The organism is Mesorhizobium sp. M1C.F.Ca.ET.210.01.1.1 (assembly GCF_004791585.1).
GTDB lineage: Bacteria > Pseudomonadota > Alphaproteobacteria > Rhizobiales > Rhizobiaceae > Mesorhizobium.
In genome coordinates this window covers 38003-57813 of sequence record NZ_SRUU01000024.1, presented here as the reverse complement: position 1 = coordinate 57813, position 19811 = coordinate 38003, and the positions used below count along the sequence as shown (strand labels likewise).

Sequence of the window (19811 nt, the reverse complement as noted above, 5' to 3'; positions counted from 1 at the left end):
TCCGATTCCGATCATCATCCTGCTCATGCTGTTCGCACGGTAGGAGCTTCACATGACCCCCGTTACTGAGGTGGAAGTCTCCGGCAAAAAGGAATCGTCGTCATCTGCGGTAAGCTGGGGCCCGATCGTGGCGGGCGCTTTCGCTGCGTCGACACTGACGGTGATCCTGATGCTGATCGGCTCTGGACTTGGGCTGACGATGGTCTCCCCTTGGACCGGCGCAAGCGCATCAGCCACCACTTTCGCGGTTTCGGCCGCGGTTTGGCTGGTCGTCGTGCAATGGCTCTCGGCCGGCCTGGGTGGTTATCTGACCGGCCGGCTACGGACAAAATGGGTCGGTATCCATGACGACGAAGTCTACTTTCGCGATACGGCGCACGGTTTCCTTGCCTGGGCAGTGGCAACGTTGCTCGTCGCCGGCGTCCTTGGTTCCGCATTGTCCGCAACGGTTGGCGCAGGTGTGCAGGCTGCGTCCAATGTCGCGGCCGGCGCAGCAGCGGGCGCTTCGTCTGCGGCCACGAATGCGGCTGCTGGAACAACCGACAACAACAGCCTGGGCTATTTCGTCGATACGCTATTCCGGCCGGCCGAGACCGGCACCGTCGCGGCAACCGGACAGAACGATGCCGCCGTAACGGCGCAGGCAACACGCATCCTGGTGGCAAGCGCCGCCAAGGGCGAAGTATCGGCCGAGGATAAGGCCTATCTTGTGAAACTGGTCGCTTCCCGCACCGGGCTTTCGGAAGCCGACGCCGCCAAGCGCGTCGACACCGTTCTCGCAGCCGTCGATGACGCCAAGAACAAGGCGAAGGCGGCCGCGGACACGGCCAGGAAGGCGAGCGCCACTTTCGCGCTGGTCGGCGCCCTGTCGATGATGGTTGGCGCTTTCATCGCCAGCGTTGCCGCAGCGCTCGGCGGCAAGCAACGAGATGAAGACGAGGCACTGTTCGTTCGCGGCTGACGGCCACTCGCAATCTTGCCGCCCCGGAGCGGTTTGGTTTTGAAAAACCGACCGCTCATTCTTGACTGTTTATAGGTGGCGGCCAACGACCCTGGCATCGGGACATCCAGGCGAAAACTGGATCAGGGCGAAAACACGGTCGAAGGCGATCCCGAGAACCACCGATGCCGGCGGGATCAATCCAAGACAAAGGTGCGGAGGAACAAGGAACCTGAGGCGACGGCGTTCGCACTGTCCCGCCTGAGCTCCGATTCGCCCTGCCTGCGTCCGCCTCAATCCTTCACATAGGCGCCGGGCTGGCGCCCGCCTTTGGGCGCCTTGGCGTCCTTGGAATGTTCGGCGACCGACGGGCCGGCCCCGGAGCTTTTCTCCGTCGCCGGGCTGGGTGTCGCTCGACGCGGAGGGTTCTGGCCTTCGGACTGATGTGTCTCGTCCTCTACCTCACCCTTCTTCCGAGTGAGCCCAAATCTATCGTGAGGCTCTTCGTTGTTGGCGGCGGCCTGCGAGAACTGGTCCGAAGGATCCGGGGTGGATTGGGCCGGGTATTTCCTGGCGCCTGTCTCACGGCGGTTATCTTTCTTGCTCATGACTTCCTCCTATTGATCTGATGGATAACAAGATTATCGGAGGAGCGTTCCCAACGCCGGCTACCCTCACCTCCGTTCGAGGTCATGTCTGATGGAACAAACCTGAGGCCACCAACTAGAGCGGAGTAAACGCCAGGTCCGGCGCGAGGAGCGCAGCTATGGATTGAAGAACGCATCAGACGCCGCGCCCACGAGGCTGTTTGCGAACTATCGTCCCTCAGACCGAAAGTTGAACACCGGCCCGCCCTTTGGACCGGACGGCGGGAAGCCGAATGTCATTGAGGCAAGCTCGATCGCGCCGCCGGAGGCGCGCATTATCGGAGCCGGGTCGTCGATCCGGATGTCGCGGCTTGCGGCAGATCGAGCTCGGTCTGATGGGTCGGGACCTTCAACTCGAGCGACGCCATCACCCGACAGTACTCGGCCCAAGCAACATGCTGTTCGTAGTCGTTGCACATGGACTTCTTGGTAGCGCTGACCGTAGATCAACGGCTAGCTTTGGTTGCTGCTAGAAGCCGCGCCTCACGAACCAACGACGCGGGCTCATTGCCGATCATATCGATGAGGTCGCGCGCCTGAGCTTCGGTGATGCCAGTTTCTCGCGTGAGGAGCTGCACCCTGAATTCCTTCTGTGCCTGCGCGCGCGCGCTAAGCTCTTGCTTGATTTCGGTCATAGGAAAAGTCCCAAGTCGCCGGCAACGCGATTGGACCGAGTTTGGTTCCACGGGAAAAGCCCGCCGCAGCTAATGAGCGTAGGCGACGGGCTTTCTGGTTGCCACTGAGGCGGCTACATCGCTGAAGGAATCGACCGCGTGCGTTGTTAATCACTATGCCGTGAATTCGTTCCACAATGGCACATTGTGTTCTTCGCCTCTCAACCCCGTTCTGTGAGATAATAGCGCTGCCGCGCCGAGGGTGGCGGCCCCGCCGTTCGTCACACGGTCGGTCAAACACCCGCTGGTGTCTATCAAGATCAGCAGGCCGTCTCCTGCACCATCAGGGACAGGCCGGGAAAGCCCCTGCGCATGTCGGTATAGCCGGTCGCCAGCCGGACCACCGTCCGGGACCGGGATCATCGCCGCTCCAGCACATCAAGAAAGCGCTTCGGTGTCGACGTCACTCTCGATGCGGAGACGACGCCCACCGCCAAGCTCGATAGTCACCAAGCTGACCTTCTTGCGCGACCGCGAGACCGGCGGCGGCGCCGTCGGTGACGCCGGCCCTGGCAGGGCCACCTCTACGGGCACAAGTTGCGGCACGGAGGGCGCGGATATCTGGCAGATCTGCTTGCGCCAGCGGAAAAGCTGGCTGACAGGGATGCCGGCCGAGCGCGCGATCTCCGAAACGCGGGTGCCCGGTTCAAATGTCGCCGCGACGAGACGCTCCTTCTCGTCGCGAGACCAGCGCCGACGCCGCTCGGCCGACGTGACCATCTCAATCTGATGCTTCGTCATAGGACTCCTCCTAGTGTTTGCACTATGACTTGCAGTCTTCAGCCTAGCTCATCAAGGCGGCCGTCACCGGACCTCACCGGAGGGGTAAGTCAATTCTGATTGGACCGAGGGATGTATCGCGCTTCGCCTAACAAAAATGGGAATCCAAATTCGGTTTTACGTTGATTATCCAGACCGGTCCCATAAAGGCTTATCGCGAATGCGCCTGGGATCGTAACCGGGGCCGAAGCATTGCCCGCATTCCCATCGATCGAATTCGTAGCCGTTGCGTTCCGCATAAGACAGCATAGCCAGCTGGCCATGAAACAACCGAATAAGGCGCAGCCACCAAGTCAAAGTCGGCTTCAGGTCAAGCTCGCTCGGATGACGAGCCCGATGACATGCGTGGCAAACGCTGGGCAGAGGTTCCAACTTACTTCCTATCGCGACGATCTAGTGGCCGCCTTCGGAACTGGCGCCGGACCGCACGCAGGAGCAGTTGAAGCGCGACGCGAACGTGATCAAGGGACAAGCGAGATGACCAAAAAATCCGCAGCCGAACTCGAACGAGAGGCCGAAGCCACGCGCGCCAGGGTAGTGGCGACGGCCGAATCCATTCGAGACAAGATGACGCCCGGCCAACTGGTTGACGAGCTCGCCGGGCTTTTTAGCGGTGGTGCAGGCGCCGAGATGCTCGCCAACCTCAAGGCCCAAGTGCGCGACAACCCGTTGCCGCTGACCGTGATCGGTGCCGGGCTGGCATGGCTGATGCTGGGTAGCGGCGCTTCCGCCGCAGCAGCTTCTCCGGGCTATGCAACGCGCCGCAGTTCCGGCCAACGCGACGGCGCGTCCGGCTCTGGTATGGCCATGACTTCGGACACCTCGGCCTCGGCTGGCGAGATGGCCGGCGGTGCGGCCGGAACTTTCTCTGGAATGGCCAGCAGCGCGGCCAATACCATGTCTGACATGGCCAGCGACGCAGCCGGCACCGTATCCGACATCGCGAGCGGCACAGCGCAGACGCTGGCCAACTCCGCGGCCGCCACGGCTGACATGGCGACGCAGGCCGGCCGTTCCGCGCAGCAGTTGATGGAGGATCAGCCTCTTGCATTGGCTGCTGTCGGCCTCGCGATCGGAGCAGCGATCGGTGCGATGCTGCCTCACACGCAAGTCGAGGACGAGCGGCTCGGCGGCTATCGCGAACAGCTTCGGGACAAGGCCGAGGACGCGCTCGAGGAGGGCGTCGATCAGGTGAAGCAGGTTGCAGCCGAAGTCTATCAGACAGCCAGCGAGGAAGCCGGGCGGCAGGCCTCGAAGGAAGGCACGCTGGCCGACAAGGATGTCACGAGCCTGAGCGTGTCCATATTCGCCGTCACCGGCACGCCCAGGTTCACGGTCACCCACTCGTGGAAATTTGCAAGGACAGCACCTCCTTGGAGGGTGACCGTCCTCTGGCACCATTGGGGCGGCCCCCTTTGGGTCGCACCGTACTGATCATATGACCGCGTCGATATGATCGGAATCAAACGAGCGGCGTTCCGACCCTCAGTGCTGGTGCACCATCTCGTTCTTCGCCATCGCAAGGTGGTGCGGCTGGTGATGCGAGCCGCTCACTAGCAGTCCGATGAAGCCGAGCCCGCGGATGTGAGCGACTTCCTTGGGGTCGTTCGACGTGACGGTCAGGCGCACGCCGTCGGGAAGCGTCTCGATCTTGGCATGCCAGCCGTTCATCTGATTGAGTTCCTGGGCATGGTCGGGGATCATCCGCTGGATGGCGACAAGGGTGCGGCCCTCGCCGGTGACGGCGATTTCCAGGCCGCCGTCGACTTGAGTCGCCGCCGCGTTCGCCTTGAGCGTCACCTCGTTCATGTCGATCAGGTGCTGGCGCAGCGCTTCGAGATTGACATTCGACCAGTCGGTCGCGGGATCGGCCTCCAGGATACGGACGATTTCCTGGATCGCGCCGAAGGCATCCTGGCCTGGCCGGGTCGGCGCGTTCAGGCCCATCTCCATCGTACCTTGGCCGTGCATCTGCATTCCCGCTTGGCCGCGCATCATGTGCTGCATCATACCGTGCATATGCATCATGCTGGGCATCTGCTGATCACCCGACATGCTGTCATTCATCATGGGCATCTGCTGAGAAAATGCCTTGGTGATGGGGTGAACGAAGGCCATGCTGGCCAAAGCCGTGACGGCGGCGGTTGCCGTGATGATGACAAGCTTGCGGGTTGACGATGTCATTGAAACCTCCCGTGGAGCAATGACGACACATTATCCGGAATGGTCGGCGGGGGCATATGATCAAGATCATACGCTTGGCATCTTTAGGATGATCGCGTCCTTCGTGCGGGCAATAATCCCTTCAGCCTGAAGCGTGCTGAGCGTTCGATAGAGAGCTTCGTGGGTGAGGCCGAGCTCGGCGGCGAGGGCCTTCGCCGTCCCCCGCAGTGCAATGGTGCGCCCGTCTGCCCCGGTATTCAGTGCCAGGTAGGTCTCCACGCGCTCGCGCGCGGAACGGATGTTGCGCAACTCGAGACGCGCTCTCAGCGCCATCAGTTCATGCGCAAGCCCTGCCGCAAATCCTGCGAGTGCCTCGGGGTTTTGCCGGAGCTCCGCGAGCAGGGCGTCCTTGGGATAGAGACGCACCGTTGCGTCCGTCATCGCGACGGCATCGCACTGGTAGACCTGCGCAAAAAGCGAGGCTTCGGCAATGAGCCCGCCTGCGCAGGCAGCATGCAGAACCACTTCGCGGCCCGTGTGATCGACTCGCGAGAGCCGCACCTGGCCTTGCTTGACCTGATAGAGTCCGGCCGTTGGGTCGTCCTTTCGGAATAGGATTTCGCCACGCGCCAGGGAGTGTTGCCGGGCCTCAATGTTCGGCGGCAGCCACTCTGCCGGGGCGGCGGTCGACGGTTTCAAGGAATCCTCACAATCACCGAAACAATCCGATGCTACGCCGAAGTTCTTTAGCGCATCTGCATCCGGTTGCGGAACTAAACGGCTCCGCTGACACCCAGGGGCGCATTTCGCGATGAACCAGCGCTCCGTCTGAAGCTCTCGTGTTTCGAAAGCAGCTCTCGCCGCCCCGATATAATGGCGCCCTTTCCGGATCATCACGCTAAGGGAACCGGGAATTCCCGTCTTCGTTATTTCGTTGTTATTTCCTTGCGTTGGCGGGGGTTTGCGATGCAGCGCAGCCGTGCCTCATTGGTTCCAGCAATCCTCATCGTGAGCTTGTCCGAGACCGTCATCGATCTGGGGCTCGAAAGAATTTACGGGAATGAGCTTCTCCTGATCTTGCTCGGCCCGACTATTTCGATGGTCGCGGGTGCGCTCACCGCGACGTCTTTGTGGAGGCGATAGGGTCGTGGCCGATGTAGGTTCGGAGGTTTCGCGGGCGCAAAGCAACACTCGCACGAAAGGACCGTTCCAGCGCTTCCTGTGAACCATCGGTCCCGGATTCATCACCGGCGCCTCGGATGACGATCCCTCTGGCATAGTCACCTATAGCCAGGCCGGTGCGCAGCTCGGCTTCAACATCGGCTGGACCATGCTTTTGACCTTCCCGATGATGGCGGCGATCCAGGAGATCTCTGCCCGGATCGGACGCACAACAGGAAAGGGAATCTCGGGCAATCTGGCACGCTACTATCCAGCCTCTCTGCTCTACTTCATCGTCGTTCTGCTTTTTGCCGCCAACGTTATAAATATCGGCGCCGATTTGAGCGCGATGGCCGATGCCTTGAAACTGCTCGTCGGCGGTCCGAGGTCGCTTTATGTCGTTGTGTTTGCCCTGATCTGCGTGGCGGCCATCGTATTCATCCACTACAGCCGGTATGTCACGATCCTCAAATGGACTACTCTCAGCCTGTTCGCCTATGTCGCCGCGATGTTCGCGGCACGGGTGCCCTGGGCTGATGGCATAAAAGGGCTGCTCATCCCGCATGTCGAGTGGAGCGGCGCGTTCTTCACTACGCTGCTGGCCATCTTCGGCACGACGATCTCGCCCTACCTGTTCTTCTGGCAGGCCTCGCAGGAAGTCGAGGAGGAGAAACTTGACCGGTCCGCAAAGCCGTTGAAATGGGCGCCCTGGCAGGCGTCGAGAGCCTTCCAGCGCATTCGCGCAGACACGCTGGTCGGAATGGCGCTGTCCAACCTGATCGCCGTCGCCATCATCTTCACCACCGCTGCGACCCTTCACAAGGCGGGTGTGACCGATATCTCGTCATCCACCGACGCCGCGAAAGCGCTGGAGCCAGTGGCCGGCAAGTTCGCCTTCGTTGTCTTTTCTGCCGGCATCGGGACCGGGCTGCTCGCGGTGCCGGTGCTTGCAGGTTCCGCCGCCTTTGCTGTCGGTGAAGCGATGCACTGGCCGGTCGGGTTGGAGCGGGAGCCCAAAGAAGTGGTGGCGTTCTATGCAACACTGGTTGCGGCCGCGGCGCTCGGCACCGGTATCATGTTCACGCCCATCGACCCCATCAAGGCGCTCTATTGGAGTGCGGTCATCAACGGGATCTGCGCGGTCCCGGTCATGGTCGTCATGATGCTGATGGCCGGCCGCAAGGACATCATGGGGAAATTTCCGGTGCAGGGTTGGCTGCGTCTGCTGGGCTGGATTTCGACCGCTGCGATGGCGCTCGCCGCTTTGGGTCTCGGCGTGCAGTGGTTCGTCTGAGAGGGCGGTAAGCCTCTCGCGGCACAACGGGTAGGCACAGGTTGGCCGTCTGTCAGCGGGCCGTGAGCTTCTCAACCGGGTCAACTCGTGCCGTAGCGCGAGCAAAGTTGGACTCTTCTCGCGGGTACCAAGCGTGAGGCTTTCGCCATTGGGATTAGCGCCGACTACCAAGCCCCAATTGGGAACTTTAGCGCTCTCCTAGAGGATCAGGCATCGGTACCGTCGGTGGACCATGTATTACTCAGGGCTGACCGGCGACGACATATTAGCCGCCGTCGTGTCTTTGATGGCCGGCCTGCGCGAAGACCGGACGAAACCGATAGGCGAAGGTTTGCCGCGCCGACCCGCCCGCCGCCGGTAGCGCGACGGCGAGGCGAACGTTGCGTCAAACGAGATCACCTCCAACATGATGAGTTCGACAAACTACGCTTGCAAATGACGGCGATGGTCTCTTTGGCCGATACCGTCGGCTATCGTACCATTTCTTTTGCGGGCCCAGTGGGCCTATTGTCATCTGGAACATTCATGTCCCAAAGGCCAATAATCCGACGAAAAAGACCAGCCGCGAGGCATGCGCGACCGGTCCTTTTTCTACTCGCAACGGCCAGAGGCTTTCGAGGAGGGACACTCGGCGTTGTTTATAAAGGATACCACGTTAGCACTCGCTTAGGTAACAAAATCGGTGCTGCGGTGCGATCATGGACAAGGCTAAAACAGGGCCGGACCGTCTAGCCGGCAGCCCAGCCCTCGGGAAGTCCGCAGCGCCTTGGGACACCGACTGCGAGCTACGATTCAGGATAGCGGCATCGTGGCAAAAAGGAAGAGGGTCAGCCATCGGCCAAGGACAGCTGGCCCTCTTGTCGACAGCCCGCAGCAAGCCGTACGGGGGACACAGGGCGGCGGCAGCGAGCCTGTCGTGAACATCAGCACTTTAGCGACAATTCAGATAATGAAATCGACGCGATGTGGATACCGCCGCAGTCGCACCGCACCACAACTCGCCCTCATCTGTCACTGCGGCCTTGCGTCGTTGCTCGTGCAAAACGGGAAAGGGTCCGTGATCACCGCAGAGAACGCTTTTTGCCCGTGCTTTTCGACGGCTTTGCCGCTGGCTTCCGGCCGAGCCCACTCGACTTCGCCAGCGCCGAACGTTGGGCCGCGTAGTTCGGCGCCACCATCGGATAGTCCGGCTTCAATCCCCATTTCTCGCGGTACTCGTTGGGCGTCATGCCGTAGTGCACGCCAAGATGGCGCTTCAGCGATTTGAACTGCTTCCCGTCCTCGAGGCAGATGATGTAGTCGGGGAACACCGACCGCTTCGGATTGACCGCGGGCGCCTGGGTTGGCTGCTCGGGCTCGGCCGGTCGTCCGATTTTCGACAGCGACGAATTCACGCTTTCGATCAACTCTGGAAGAGACGCAACCGGCACTGGGTTTTTGCTGACGTAGGCAGACACAATGTCCGCGGTGAGCTCGATCAACTGGCTTCGGCCGTTCTCAATCTCTTCCGGCATGCAGTAACTCCATTTCGCAGCAGCAATAGATGAAACCTCTTAGCCGGTTTTCGGCGCACCGCAACAGCGTGAAGACATTACCTGAACGAGGCCATTGCTACACAACGTGCTGCTCCCGGTGATCTGTGGTCTCAATATGACCGAGCGAACCGTGGCTAGGAATTGCATCAAGCGTCGTCAAATGGCGCGCAGCGGGAAAGTCGGTATCGGGCGCAAATTCATGTCAGTTACATAGTTACATAAGCGACGACAAGCGTATGGTCCTCCACAATGGCGCCGGTCATCACGCCTGTCCCTCAGCAAGCGTAGGGGCGCAGCACTCGAAAGAACTGCAAGCCCATAAGCGCACCGGCGATGATGCCGCCTGGTGTCTTCCCGTCAGACGTTGCGAAAACTCCAGGACGGGGCGGCAGCACTTGAAATGGGCGGCCGCTTCGCATCCGGCCCAGTCTGCATCGACGAATTGAAACTTAGAAGCTGGAATCGCCGTCCCGCTACACCTGATCAGGATTGGGACTGAGGGTCGGCCAACCAGCCTCGTCTTCGACAAGGTCACAGAATATCCGACCGCCTGGGCGCCGATAGGAGTGTTTTGTGATGATCCGAATTCTTGTCGCGGCCGGTGCCCTTGCATTGGCCGGCTTTGTTGCCGCCCCGGCAAACGCGCAAGAGACTTTCCACGGCTACGACTGCACCGATGACTGCTCGGGCCACGAGGCCGGGTACGATTGGGCGGCAAGGAACGACATTACCGACGAGCGGGATTGCGATGGCGATAGCCGATCTTTCAACGAAGGCTGCCAAGCGTACGTTGAAGAGCAAGCGGATGATGCAAGTCGGAACGGCCAATCCGACGACGAAAACGACAGCGAAGACAGCGACGAATAGGAACTCGACCCGGGCGTCGGTGATGGTTGGCCCACTACTCATCGCGCCAGACTACCCGCTTCTCCCATCGAATCTCCACTAAGCGCCGAAAGCGGATGTCGTGCGCCTGCTCTCCTGTCGGGTGAAATAGCTGCGCGCTCATCCACTCCCGGCTCTTGCATTGCTGGCAGCGGACCTTGTCCCGTACCTCGTCGATCGTGACGTTGCCGATCACCTCCCGCAGCTCGAGCGGTTTGTAGTAGCGCGTGACGTTGCAGCGGGCGCAGCGGATGCCCGCCACCTGCCCGGCATCATGCGCATGCGTCAGGGTCCAGGCCGCGCCTCTCGGCCACTTTTCGGGTTGCTCGGGCATACGCTGAAATGAGGAACATATTCCTCACTGGTCAAGGGGGATTGACTCCAGTGTTCTCATTTTGTTCACTGTCGGCAACTAGGAGACAAACCATGAAATCGATCATCGTCACCGAGTCCGAACAGCCCGAGATATACGCCACGGTCAAGCGCGAGCGGCCCGCAATTCACCGGGCCGTCAGCAAAATGGCAAAGCAAATGCGCGACCTCTCTGACGTCAATCAGAAGCAGGCCATTGCTGAATTGACGGCCACATGGATCTTGGCAGTTTACCCGGAAAACTTGGAACTGGCGCTGTCACTTTCGGACGCTATGCGCGAACAGACCGATATCTATCTCAAGGAAAGCAAGGGGACTGGTGCACGGCACTGATGGTCAGGCGCAGCCGGGGAATACCAACGCCTTCGGTCATCGACCGCGAGATGCCGCACCAGGTCGCGCTGCCCGACGATCTTTGCACGGACCGCAACTTCACGCTGATCAGGCGCTTTCTTGAGGAGCGCGGCCTGACATACAGGACCAGGGCGGTGATCGCGGTTTGGAACGACGGCAAGCAGGAGCAATGGCGGCTGCACTGCTTCACCGATCGCGAGGCCGCGTCGTCGTTCCTTGACCACTTCGGCGGCATCGTGTTCGATCCGAAGCGAGACAGGGAGAATGGGCGCGCTCGCGGTGTCTGGCGCCGCCAGGGCGCCCATGAGCGAATTCTGGAAATGGGGCCGCTCAGCACGCCCGAAGCCCTGCGGAGCTAAGTATGTGCAATCTCTACAACATCACGACCAGCCAGGAGGCAATCCGCCAGTGGACGCGGGCGCTGCGTGACATCTCCGGCAACCTCGAGCCGTCGATTGACATCTACCCCAACCAATTTGCCCCGGTGGTCCGCAATGCTGCCGACGGCAGCCGCGAGCTCGCCAATCTGCGATGGGGCATGCCGACGCCGCCTGAACGGATGCGCGGCAACGCCGATTCTGGCACCACCAACGTCCGCAACCCGCAGTATGCCCATTGGCAGCCCTATCTCGGCGTCGAGAATCGCTGTGTGGTGCCAGTGACAAGCTTCGCCGAGCCGTCGCCGACACCGGGCGACAAGGATTCCGAAACCGGCGTCCAGAAGAACTTCTGGTTCGCGCTCAGCGAGGAACGGCCTCTGTTTTTTTTCGCTGGCCTGTGGACGCCCTGGCACGGCGTGCGCAAGGTGAAGGAAGGCCCCGGCGACCACGAGCTCTACGGCTTCCTGACGACCAGGCCCAACGCGTTAGTCGCGCCGATCCACGAAAAGGCGATGCCGGTGGTCCTGACCACGCCGGAGGAAACTGAATTGTGGCTCACCGCGCCGTGGTCAGAGGCGAAGAAGCTGCAGCGGCCGGCGCCGGACGATGCGCTGGTGATCGTCGAGAAGCCGGCAACGCAGATCAAATTTCCAGCCGAACCACCAGCGCAGGCTTCTTTGTTCTAGAGAGAAATCGCCGTGGATCAGATCATAAACCTGGACAGCCGCCAGGAAGCAGCGTTGCAGAAGGTCGCAGATAGGTTCGTCTCCCTGCACAAGGGCGACACGATGAAGGCGCTGAAAGAAATGATCGTTCTCAACGGCCACCTGCAGGACCAGATCGACGCGCTCAAGCGGCGGCAAAACTAGTGAGCGACGAGCCGAGCCGCCCCGGAGAGCTTGTGCAGCCGCGTGATTACGGACCGCTTGGCCATGCTTGCGAGCACGCCGGATGCGGCAAGGATGCCGGCTGGGGTTTCGCCCGGCCAAGGCAGCCGTCGCATTGGTTCTGCTTCGAGCACCGCGGCGAGGGAGAGAGGTTCCTGTGATCAGCCCGCCTAGACGCACCACTGCTTACCCCGACCGCGAGGTCGATTGTCAGGAAGCGATGGAGCCCGGCTTTCAGGCGATCGTCGACTGCATGCTCGATGCCGGCTGGCAGCGCGGCGAGGTGATGCGGGCGTTACGGCGTCTGATCGCCGCCGACAACATGACGCAGAAGGAAAACGCCATGGTTGAAACCGAGTTGGCGATGGCGCGGGCGATGATGCGCGCCAGGAAACACTTATAGCTCAGTTGCCCTCCCCTCGGCAAACTCACCAGGCAGGTGCCCTTCAAAATGGGACGCGATATATGCTGCTCGGTTAGCCCGTCTTTTCCGGAGGCGGCGTGTTCGGGCCGGGGCAATCAGACAATTGCTCACATGGAGGGGACCGATCGCCAACGCCGCCATAGCGTTCCACGAGTTTTGCGAATCCCAAGGCGAAGGCGGAAAGAAGCGCCAGGACAACCACGATTCGGACGACCATTCGGGACTGTAGCAGAACCTCGATCCGAGTTTGACCAGCTACAGGTAGAAGAGCGAATTCCGCGTCGCGAGCTAAGGTGTCCTTCGTTGTGGACGGATGGCAATTTAGAATGGGTAAAGCCCCGCGCGGCAGTCACTCGGATTCGAAATCTGGCGGGCCATTTATCGCCGCAAGTATCGCTTCATAGGCACTGCCGATTTCCTCTTCGATCTCATCCTCGGAAATATCCGCGGCCTTCGCATCGGCGAACAGCTTGGTCGTCAGCTCCGCCACAGAAATGATGTCGACGCCGACGCTGCCGCGCATCACATTGTCCGTGATCCACTTCCCAAAGAATTCTACCCCCCGTTCGCTCATAGGCGGTGCCGCGCCTTCAGGAAATGAGCCTCTCGAAGCAGGGAATTCCAATCGGTCCCGATCAACGTGATCAGCTCACGGGCTTGCTCTTCGGTAATGTCTGCCTCTCTGACCAAGCGATCGGCCAGAACCTTCGTCGCCCCACTTTGCGAACCTGATCTGTTGTCACCGTCACGCATGAGGATATGGCCTCCTAATCTCTAGAATGATCTAGAAGGCGGACTGTTCAGTCAGGCAAAAAATTCGCCGTCGGCTGAGCGACGGGGATCATCCAGCGGCCCTGCATACGACGCCGTCGGTGGTAGCAGCCGGAACATTTTAGAGCCATTGAATGTTCCACACCTATGGACAGCCGAGACCAACTCTCAGCAGAACAATTAAGAGCCGCACGAACTCTCTTGAACTGGTCGCGAGTGCGACTGGCTGCCAAAGCCAATCTCAGCGAATCGACGATCTGCGAATTTGAGAACGGCTTTGGGAAACCGAATCCCCGTAATGCCGCCGCAATGCGGCGTGCTTTGGAGGACGCGGGCATTGTCTTTACCGTTGAAGGGAGCCCATCATTAGCGCGCTCTGAGGGTCAGAATAGTGGTCGCCACGCCGACAATAGAAACTGGCGCCGCCGCGCGCGGTAGCAGTCTGTTGCTTATTGCTCCCAAAAATCCTTCAGCGTGGCGTGACGCAGCTTTTCCTCGCCCTTCAGGAATTTCACCAGGCCGACCAAGCCGGGGTTCAGCCATTCGGCCTTTTCCTTCGCCAATCCCTTCGGCGGCGACGCGCCGGCCCTGCGCTGCACGTGATCCCATAGGGCCTGCCGCTTGTCGGCTTTGAACGTCACGAAGGCGCCGCCCATGTAGCGGCCGTTGTCGGCCATGAGCACCATCGCAGGCTTTCCGGTCTCGCGCTTCACGCCGATGATGTCCATCTCCTTCTCAACGTAGCACTTCACCTTGCGCCAGTTCATCGTCGAGCCGCTGCGGTAGCTGCTGTCCAGCCGCTTCGAAACGATGCCCTCAAGGCCCGCTTCGCAAGCGAGGTGGTAGACGGCGTCGCCGGCGCCAGGCAGCGCTTCGCTGAACTGGATACGCCCGCCGGCAGGGATAAGGGCCTGCAGCACCTCCCGCCGGTCTTTTAGCGCCATGTCGCGCAGATCGTGTCCGTTGAGGTGCAGGAGATCGAACGCGACCAGATAGAGATCTTGTGGTCGCCTGGTGATGGCCGAGCGCAGCCCGTGGAAGTCGGACAGCCCGGCTTCGTTGGTCACGATCGTCTCGCCTTCGATTATGAAACTTTCCGCCTCGAGCTTCTTCGCCTCCGCGGCCAGCGGCCGATACTTAGCCGTCCAGTCGATCCCAGTCTTCGTGTAGAGGCGGATGCCGTCTGCGTCCTTGACGACCTGGGTGCGGTAGCCGTCGAATTTGACTTCGTGGCTCCATCTGTCGCCCTTGGGCGGCCGTTCGACGAGCTCCGGCTCCATCGGACGAATGAAGGACAGCCGGGCGCTGCCGGCAGGTTTACGCATTGGAACCCCACGCGATACCCGAATTTGATTCAATATCGCACGGCCGTAAGCGTTCCGTTAGCGTCTACTAAAGAATCAGGAACGTTCCCGCCCTGCTGCGGTTGTTTCTCAATCAGGAGGAAATGGCCATGGCAGACGAGAGGACGAAACGCGATTTCCGGGACCGTGACCGTGTGTCAGCAGATGAGGATTATGAGGTTCGCTACTTCGCCAAGCAGCACCGTATCATGCCCGAGCAAGTTCGGGAGTTAATCGGCCAGCACGGCAACGACCGCAAGACCTTGGAACGCGAAGCCAGGAAATTGCGCGGGTGAGCAGGATCACTTCTACAGTTGCAGGAAATGCGGTCAGCCGATCGACCGGCGTGATCTCCGGCAAGTGATTTGGCATGAACGGCCGGACCATGAGCCACTTGAGCTGGACAGTTGATCCCAGATTCTTTCGGGGAGCAGCGGAACCAATTTCAAGCATCGAAGTTAGCAGGCGCTGCTAACGGGGGACTCTCGCGATGCTGCTTGCTCTGGACGATGCGATCTCGTCGGCTGTTTTGGCCGGCAGAGCCGCAGACGCGGAAATCTTCGGAGTTATCGATCTCACCAGCAAAATTGAAGCCCGGATCGGCGCCATTAGCTTAGGGCGCGCCATCCAGTTCGTCGCCAATGCATCGGTGCTTGGATACGACGTTCGCGGTGCAATGGTCTTATATGGGGAACCAGGAACACCAAGCTTGAGGATATGGGACTGCGAACATCTGTGGGGGCAATACGGTGGCGCACTTCTCGAACCATAATGCGAGATGTCCTGGCGGCTGGTCTTAGTTCTTCGAGTGCATTTGCATTGCAGCGTAATAGAGTTCCCCAAGAGGCGCCGCTGGACTTCAGTCGTATTTGCGAGCATCCTCCCGAGCGGGGGAATTGGCTTGGACAGGTCTCGGCACGACAATCGATCTGATCAATGGCGCAAGCGCACCGGCGCCAAGCGCTCGCGCGCCCTGCTGTGGGCAAGCGTGCCACGGCGTCTGATTTTCGTGACCGTCGCCGCGGTTGGCGCGCTGGCCGCCCAAACGGCCATGAAGCACAGCGACAGCCTGCCCGAGATCAATCTGCAGAACTTGATCGGGCCGAAGCTCCCGGAGCCGATCTCCGGCGTCGCATCCGTCATCGACGGCGACACGATCGAAGTCCATGGGCGGCGGATTCGCTTCAACGGCATCGACGCCCCGGAGAGCAAGCAATATTGCGACGACGCCAAGGGCTTCGAATATCCCTGCGGCCGGCGATCGGCCGAAGCGTTGGATACCTTCCTGGCCGCGTCGATGCCGGTGCAGTGCACGTTCGTGACCTGGGATCGCTATCACCGCTTTGTCGGCGACTGCCGGCGCGCCGACGGCGCCAGCGTGGCGGCGTGGATGGTCGAGCACGGCCAGGCGCTCGATTGGCCCCGCTACAGCCATGGCGCCTACGCTGCACAGCAGGCGGAAGCAGAAGCGGCGAAGGACGGCCTGTGGGTCGGCAACTTCCAGGCACCGTGGGACTGGCGCGCATCGCATGCCGACGGCGCGGCACCGTCGAGCCAGCCGCTCGGCGTCGTCAGCCGCAAGCTGGTCGCGCAGAGCGGCAGCTATTTGTGCGAGCCGCGGCGGTACTGTTCGCAAATCAGCTCGTGCGATGAGGCCCAATGGTATTTGCAGAATTGCACATGGGGCAGAAAACTCGACCGCGACAAAGATGGGATTCCTTGTGAAAGCCTCTGCTAAGGCGAAAGCCATCCCGGGCGTCAGTATGACGCCCTTTGGCGCATTCTTATTCGCACAAACCTACCGGGCCAACGCCGACGCCTTAGAGGCCGTGGTCGTCCGGATCAGACCTCGAATGTCGGATCACCCTCGGCGGCTTCTCTACTTCCAAGCACTGGAAAACTTTCTCCGGAGCTTTCTCCTGCTCCGCGGAACGTCACCAGCGCGTATTCGTGCCTACCAGCACAACTTTGCTGCAATGCTCGACGAGAGCCAAGGCCTCGGATTGCCGGTGCCGAAGGCAGTCGAAAGATTCATCCGCTCCCGTACTCTCGCAAACGACTACACACGCATCCGATACGACTACCAGCTTGATGATCCAGGGGCGCGGCGCCGGAGACCACCTTCGATGGAAGTGGTCCAGGCGGTCGTTTGGCAAATCGAGCATGCTGTCGGTCAGGCAATCCAGGCGATTGGTATAGACGTTTTGCTGCGTGAGCCGCCGAGGTCTCTGACCGCAATCCGATAGGCGGTACTGCATGCCAGTCTGTCAGGGTCATTCAATTTCCCCAAGGTGGACAACATCAGAGGGCGATTTTCGGTAGAGTTCGCGCGCGACGCGGAGCGCTCCATACTCGGAGCGGCGCGGGCGAACGGGCCACAGCGGGTCAGACAGCCAACTCCAAATACTACACCGAACCGCTTGCCAGGTAGCCGATCGGTCCGGTTTCCTCGCTTCCGGCAGCACGATGCTTAACCTCCTGCGGCTGCCCTTTTAGCCCGGTCAAGCGGTGCGCGAACTGGCTCCGGCCGTTGCGCTGTCCTTCGCTTTGTACGCTCATTGTTTGTTTCGAGGGGAAAGGGAGCGCTGCCCCCTCTCCCCAGCAAGGAGAAAATCGGTCTCCCCGTCCTTCCTCCGCTTTGGCCTTCGGCCTGTGCTCCGTGCAGGATCGACGCGGATCCGCATCCGCGGATCAGCGTCGCCCCTTCGGGCGGGTGATCCCCCTCCGATTTGTCTCCTTGCCCCCCTCTCCCCCGCTCTCGCCGCCGAGGTCTCGGGAGCAGGAGCGGGGCTCCTGCCCCATCGGGCAAGAGCAAGACCGCTTCGCGGGAAAAGGGAATGGAGAACCCTCATGACTATCGCTGAAACCGAAATCTTCATGGTGCCTTTGAATAAGCTGACGATCTCCGAAAAGAACGTCCGCAAGACCAATGCCGAGGCCATCGATGACCTTCTGGCCTCAATCCCGGTTCATGGTCTCATCCAGAACCTCAGCGTCGAGCCGACCGAGAAGCAAGGGCATTTCGCCGTTGTCGCTGGCGGCCGTCGCCTGCGCGCCTTGAAGCGGCTGGCGAAGGAAAAGGTCTTCGCCAAGGATTATCCGGTCAAATGCAGTCTGGCGAAGTCCGACGCCAAGGGGCTGTCACTGGCCGAGAACATCATTCGCGCACCGATGCACCCCGCCGATCAGTTCGACGCCTTCAAGGAGCAGATCGACTCCGGAAAGACGATAGAGGAAACCGCCGACGCGTTCGGCGTGTCGCCCACGGTCGTCAAAAAGCGCTTGAAGCTGGCAGCGGTCGCGCCGGAAATCATGAAGGTGTTCCGCAAGGATGAAATCGGCCTTAATGAGGTCGCCGCCTACACACTCACCGACGATCAGGAGCGGCAGCGCACCGTTTTCAAGGCCATGCCGAAAGCGGCAAGCTGGCAGATCAAGAAGGCTCTCACGGAGGGCAACATTCCCCTGTCGGATAAGCGAGTCCGGTTCGTGACGCTCGAAGCCTACGAGGCAGCGGGCGGCGGCATCATCCGCGATCTATTCGCAGAGCGCGGCGACGAGGCCTATTTGACCGATGCAGCGCTATTGGACCGGCTCTTTGCCGAGAAGATCGAGGAGGTTCTTGAGCCGGTGAGGGCCGAAGGCTGGCAAGAGGTGCTGTTTTCGCCGGAGGGGTACTATTCCGTTTCGGAAAAGTACCGGGGCCGTGTCTACCCGACGCGCCGAGAACTGACGCCCGAGGAAGAACAGCAGCGGGATGCAATGACGGAGCAATTGGAGGCACTCGGCGTGGAGGTCGAAGCCGATCCGGACAACGAGGAGCTTGCCGCCGAGTGGCAGGAGCTTTCCGACCGCATCGATGCCATGACGCCGGAAGTGTATGATCCGGAGGAAATGGCTAAGGCTGTTGCAGTGGCGTGCTTCGACCACAACGGCAACCTGACCATCCATCGTGGCCTGACCGTCAAAAATGGCAACACCCGTAGCGAAGCAAAAACCGGACCCAAGGTCGACGCCGAAGGGATCGAGCTTCCCGGGGCTTCGATGCAGGAGGAGCTTGCAGCGGTCCGCACGGCCTGCGTTGCTGCCGATCTTGCGGCAAACCCGAAGATCGCCCTTGTCGCAACGGTCCAAGCGTTGGCAGCAGAGGCATTCAGCCGCTATGGCGGGCACAGCGCATGCCAGATTTCGCTTGATCGTGGACATCCTGAACAGCGGATCGCCAACAAGGAAATGCGCCCGCTCGTCGCCAGCGAGGCAGCGCTTGCGGCAAAGCGTGAAGCCGCGCCAAAGAACCCAGGTGATTGGTGGGGCTATTTCCTCGCTATGGACGAGACGGCCTTGCTTGAACATCTGGCCGTGTTCACCGCCATTTCGCTCAAAGCCTTCAACCCATTTGGCGGCGCGGCGGTGCGCGTTCAGGCCGACGCACTGGCCGAGGCGTTGGAGAGCCGCCCTGAGCAGTGGGTGACGCTTTCGGACCTTGATTTCCTCCGCCGCACCAAGAAATCGGTGATCCTCGCCGCCGTCGAGCGCGTGAAGGGCAAGGACCGAGCCACCAACCTTTCCGGCATGAAGAAGGGCGATCTTGTTGAGCGGGCAACCGCCGAACTAGACGGGCTCTGGCTTCCTGCTTCCCTTTCGGCATTCGCAAGCGAAGCCGATAGGGAGAAGGCGAGTGCACCGTACTACGATCCCGTCTTTGACGATGCGATCGAAGGCGACGAGCTGGACGAGGAAGAACTGGACGCCGACGACACCCTTCCCCAAGCGGCCGAGTGATCGACCGCACCGGCCGCGTCCCTCAAGCGCGGCCGGTTCCCCTTTTTTGCATGGAGCCGCCGTCTCCTATTTCCAAGTTCAGAGGCGACGGCCCGCTCCCTATACTTGCAATTCGGGAAGCGTTCGTACCATGCGCCCCACGCCAATCTGGCGGCTTTCAAATTCGTGCTGTTTTGTCGAATTCGTGCTGTGAAGTGGGGGTCAAGAGCTGTTCCGGGCCGGAGGTTCTTGTCGAGCGCGTTGTTCCAATGGGGTCAGAGTGCCCACTCGAGATCATGGGGTTGTGGAAGCCGGGCCGGGGCAATGCAATCTGCTTCGACTTCCTCTCGTCGAACCCTGTCCGGCGCCGGAATAACGAGGCGAAGGCCTCAGTCCGCAGACGGAATCTTAGGCGGCTCGCAAGGAAGTTCCCGCTGTTC

24 protein-coding genes and 1 pseudogene are annotated in these 19811 nt (G+C 60.8%); 14 read left to right on the top strand and 11 right to left on the bottom strand.

The genetic code is table 11. The features are described from left to right. The first annotated feature begins 52 nt into the window (after positions 1-52). Complete coding sequence (locus EN853_RS23690; RefSeq protein ID WP_127861697.1) at positions 53-961, top strand: hypothetical protein; 909 nt, start codon at positions 53-55, stop codon at positions 959-961. A 272-nt stretch (positions 962-1233) separates the two neighbouring features. On the opposite strand, the gene EN853_RS23685 is transcribed toward EN853_RS23690, so the two are convergent. From EN853_RS23685 to EN853_RS23670, 4 genes and pseudogenes are all read right to left on the bottom strand, one after another. Further along, on the bottom strand, positions 1234-1548 hold the full coding sequence (locus EN853_RS23685) for a hypothetical protein (RefSeq protein ID WP_127861696.1): 315 nt from the start codon (positions 1546-1548) through the stop codon (positions 1234-1236). Positions 1549-1758: 210 nt separating this feature from the next. Beyond that, positions 1759-2006 (bottom strand): annotated as a pseudogene (locus tag EN853_RS34755) (SOS response-associated peptidase); the annotation flags it as partial. A 27-nt stretch (positions 2007-2033) separates the two neighbouring features. Further along, on the bottom strand, positions 2034-2222 hold the full coding sequence (locus tag EN853_RS23675; protein ID WP_127861695.1) for a hypothetical protein: 189 nt from the start codon (positions 2220-2222) through the stop codon (positions 2034-2036). A gap of 417 nt (positions 2223-2639) precedes the next feature. After that, positions 2640-3002: a transposase gene (locus EN853_RS23670; protein WP_127861694.1), complete on the bottom strand. Its 363-nt coding sequence runs from the start codon at positions 3000-3002 to the stop codon at positions 2640-2642. Between the two features lie 516 nt (positions 3003-3518). Here EN853_RS23670 and EN853_RS23660 point away from each other — a divergent pair. Beyond that, positions 3519-4475, top strand: a complete 957-nt coding sequence (locus EN853_RS23660) for a DUF3618 domain-containing protein (protein ID WP_127861693.1) — start codon at positions 3519-3521, stop codon at positions 4473-4475. 51 nt (positions 4476-4526) lie between these two features. Here the strand turns inward: EN853_RS23660 and EN853_RS23655 are convergent, their stop codons facing one another. Together EN853_RS23655 and EN853_RS23650 are read right to left on the bottom strand one after the other, a co-directional pair. Beyond that, entirely contained in the window at positions 4527-5225 is a 699-nt protein-coding gene (locus EN853_RS23655; protein ID WP_127861692.1) for a hypothetical protein, read from the bottom strand. Positions 5226-5291: 66 nt separating this feature from the next. Next, a complete protein-coding gene (locus EN853_RS23650) occupies positions 5292-5903 on the bottom strand; it encodes a Crp/Fnr family transcriptional regulator (protein ID WP_167524595.1) in 612 nt (203 codons plus the stop codon). Between the two features lie 529 nt (positions 5904-6432). Between EN853_RS23650 and EN853_RS23645 the strand changes: the two genes are divergently transcribed. Further along, entirely contained in the window at positions 6433-7659 is a 1227-nt protein-coding gene (locus EN853_RS23645; protein ID WP_127861690.1) for a divalent metal cation transporter, read from the top strand. Positions 7660-8720: 1061 nt separating this feature from the next. Here EN853_RS23645 and EN853_RS23640 read toward each other — a convergent pair. Beyond that, positions 8721-9173: a MucR family transcriptional regulator gene (locus EN853_RS23640; protein WP_127861689.1), complete on the bottom strand. Its 453-nt coding sequence runs from the start codon at positions 9171-9173 to the stop codon at positions 8721-8723. A gap of 597 nt (positions 9174-9770) precedes the next feature. Between EN853_RS23640 and EN853_RS23635 the strand changes: the two genes are divergently transcribed. Next, positions 9771-10061, top strand: a complete 291-nt coding sequence (locus EN853_RS23635) for a hypothetical protein (RefSeq protein WP_245517165.1) — start codon at positions 9771-9773, stop codon at positions 10059-10061. A 34-nt stretch (positions 10062-10095) separates the two neighbouring features. Here the strand turns inward: EN853_RS23635 and EN853_RS23630 are convergent, their stop codons facing one another. Continuing rightward, on the bottom strand, positions 10096-10413 hold the full coding sequence (locus tag EN853_RS23630) for a hypothetical protein (RefSeq protein ID WP_127861688.1): 318 nt from the start codon (positions 10411-10413) through the stop codon (positions 10096-10098). A 92-nt stretch (positions 10414-10505) separates the two neighbouring features. On the opposite strand from EN853_RS23630, the gene EN853_RS23625 reads away from it, so the two are divergent. The 5 genes from EN853_RS23625 (at position 10506) to EN853_RS23610 (ending at position 12475) form a co-directional block, all read left to right on the top strand. Next, positions 10506-10784, top strand: a complete 279-nt coding sequence (locus EN853_RS23625; protein ID WP_127861687.1) for a hypothetical protein — start codon at positions 10506-10508, stop codon at positions 10782-10784. Next, a complete protein-coding gene (locus tag EN853_RS23620) occupies positions 10784-11164 on the top strand; it encodes a hypothetical protein (RefSeq protein ID WP_127861686.1) in 381 nt (126 codons plus the stop codon). Before EN853_RS23625 ends, EN853_RS23620 begins: the two co-directional genes overlap by 1 nt. 2 nt (positions 11165-11166) lie before the next feature. After that, entirely contained in the window at positions 11167-11871 is a 705-nt protein-coding gene (locus tag EN853_RS23615; RefSeq protein WP_127861685.1) for an SOS response-associated peptidase, read from the top strand. A gap of 12 nt (positions 11872-11883) precedes the next feature. Then, positions 11884-12054, top strand: a complete 171-nt coding sequence (locus EN853_RS34115; protein ID WP_167524596.1) for a hypothetical protein — start codon at positions 11884-11886, stop codon at positions 12052-12054. A 175-nt stretch (positions 12055-12229) separates the two neighbouring features. Continuing rightward, on the top strand, positions 12230-12475 hold the full coding sequence (locus EN853_RS23610) for a hypothetical protein (protein WP_127861684.1): 246 nt from the start codon (positions 12230-12232) through the stop codon (positions 12473-12475). A 370-nt stretch (positions 12476-12845) separates the two neighbouring features. Here the strand turns inward: EN853_RS23610 and EN853_RS23605 are convergent, their stop codons facing one another. Together EN853_RS23605 and EN853_RS23600 are read right to left on the bottom strand one after the other, a co-directional pair. Beyond that, complete coding sequence (locus EN853_RS23605; RefSeq protein ID WP_348631602.1) at positions 12846-13019, bottom strand: hypothetical protein; 174 nt, start codon at positions 13017-13019, stop codon at positions 12846-12848. Positions 13020-13066: 47 nt separating this feature from the next. Continuing rightward, positions 13067-13249: a hypothetical protein gene (locus EN853_RS23600; protein ID WP_127861682.1), complete on the bottom strand. Its 183-nt coding sequence runs from the start codon at positions 13247-13249 to the stop codon at positions 13067-13069. Between the two features lie 165 nt (positions 13250-13414). Here EN853_RS23600 and EN853_RS23595 point away from each other — a divergent pair, with 165 nt between their 5' ends. Beyond that, positions 13415-13705, top strand: coding sequence for a helix-turn-helix transcriptional regulator (locus EN853_RS23595; RefSeq protein WP_127861681.1), 291 nt, complete (start codon positions 13415-13417; stop codon positions 13703-13705). 11 nt (positions 13706-13716) lie between these two features. Here EN853_RS23595 and EN853_RS23590 read toward each other — a convergent pair whose 3' ends face one another. Continuing rightward, complete coding sequence (locus EN853_RS23590) at positions 13717-14592, bottom strand: RNA ligase family protein (protein ID WP_127861680.1); 876 nt, start codon at positions 14590-14592, stop codon at positions 13717-13719. Positions 14593-14720: 128 nt separating this feature from the next. Between EN853_RS23590 and EN853_RS23585 the strand changes: the two genes are divergently transcribed. The 4 genes from EN853_RS23585 (at position 14721) to EN853_RS23570 (ending at position 19392) form a co-directional block, all read left to right on the top strand. Next, on the top strand, positions 14721-14906 hold the full coding sequence (locus EN853_RS23585) for a DUF3606 domain-containing protein (RefSeq protein WP_127861679.1): 186 nt from the start codon (positions 14721-14723) through the stop codon (positions 14904-14906). Positions 14907-15100: 194 nt separating this feature from the next. Further along, a complete protein-coding gene (locus EN853_RS23580; RefSeq protein WP_127861678.1) occupies positions 15101-15382 on the top strand; it encodes a hypothetical protein in 282 nt (93 codons plus the stop codon). Positions 15383-15511: 129 nt separating this feature from the next. Next, positions 15512-16348 (top strand): thermonuclease family protein, encoded by an 837-nt coding sequence (locus tag EN853_RS23575; RefSeq protein WP_245517164.1) that lies wholly within the window; start codon positions 15512-15514, stop codon positions 16346-16348. 1112 nt (positions 16349-17460) lie between these two features. Then, positions 17461-19392 (top strand): ParB/RepB/Spo0J family partition protein, encoded by a 1932-nt coding sequence (locus EN853_RS23570; protein ID WP_127861676.1) that lies wholly within the window; start codon positions 17461-17463, stop codon positions 19390-19392. The last annotated feature ends 419 nt before the right edge of the window (positions 19393-19811 follow it).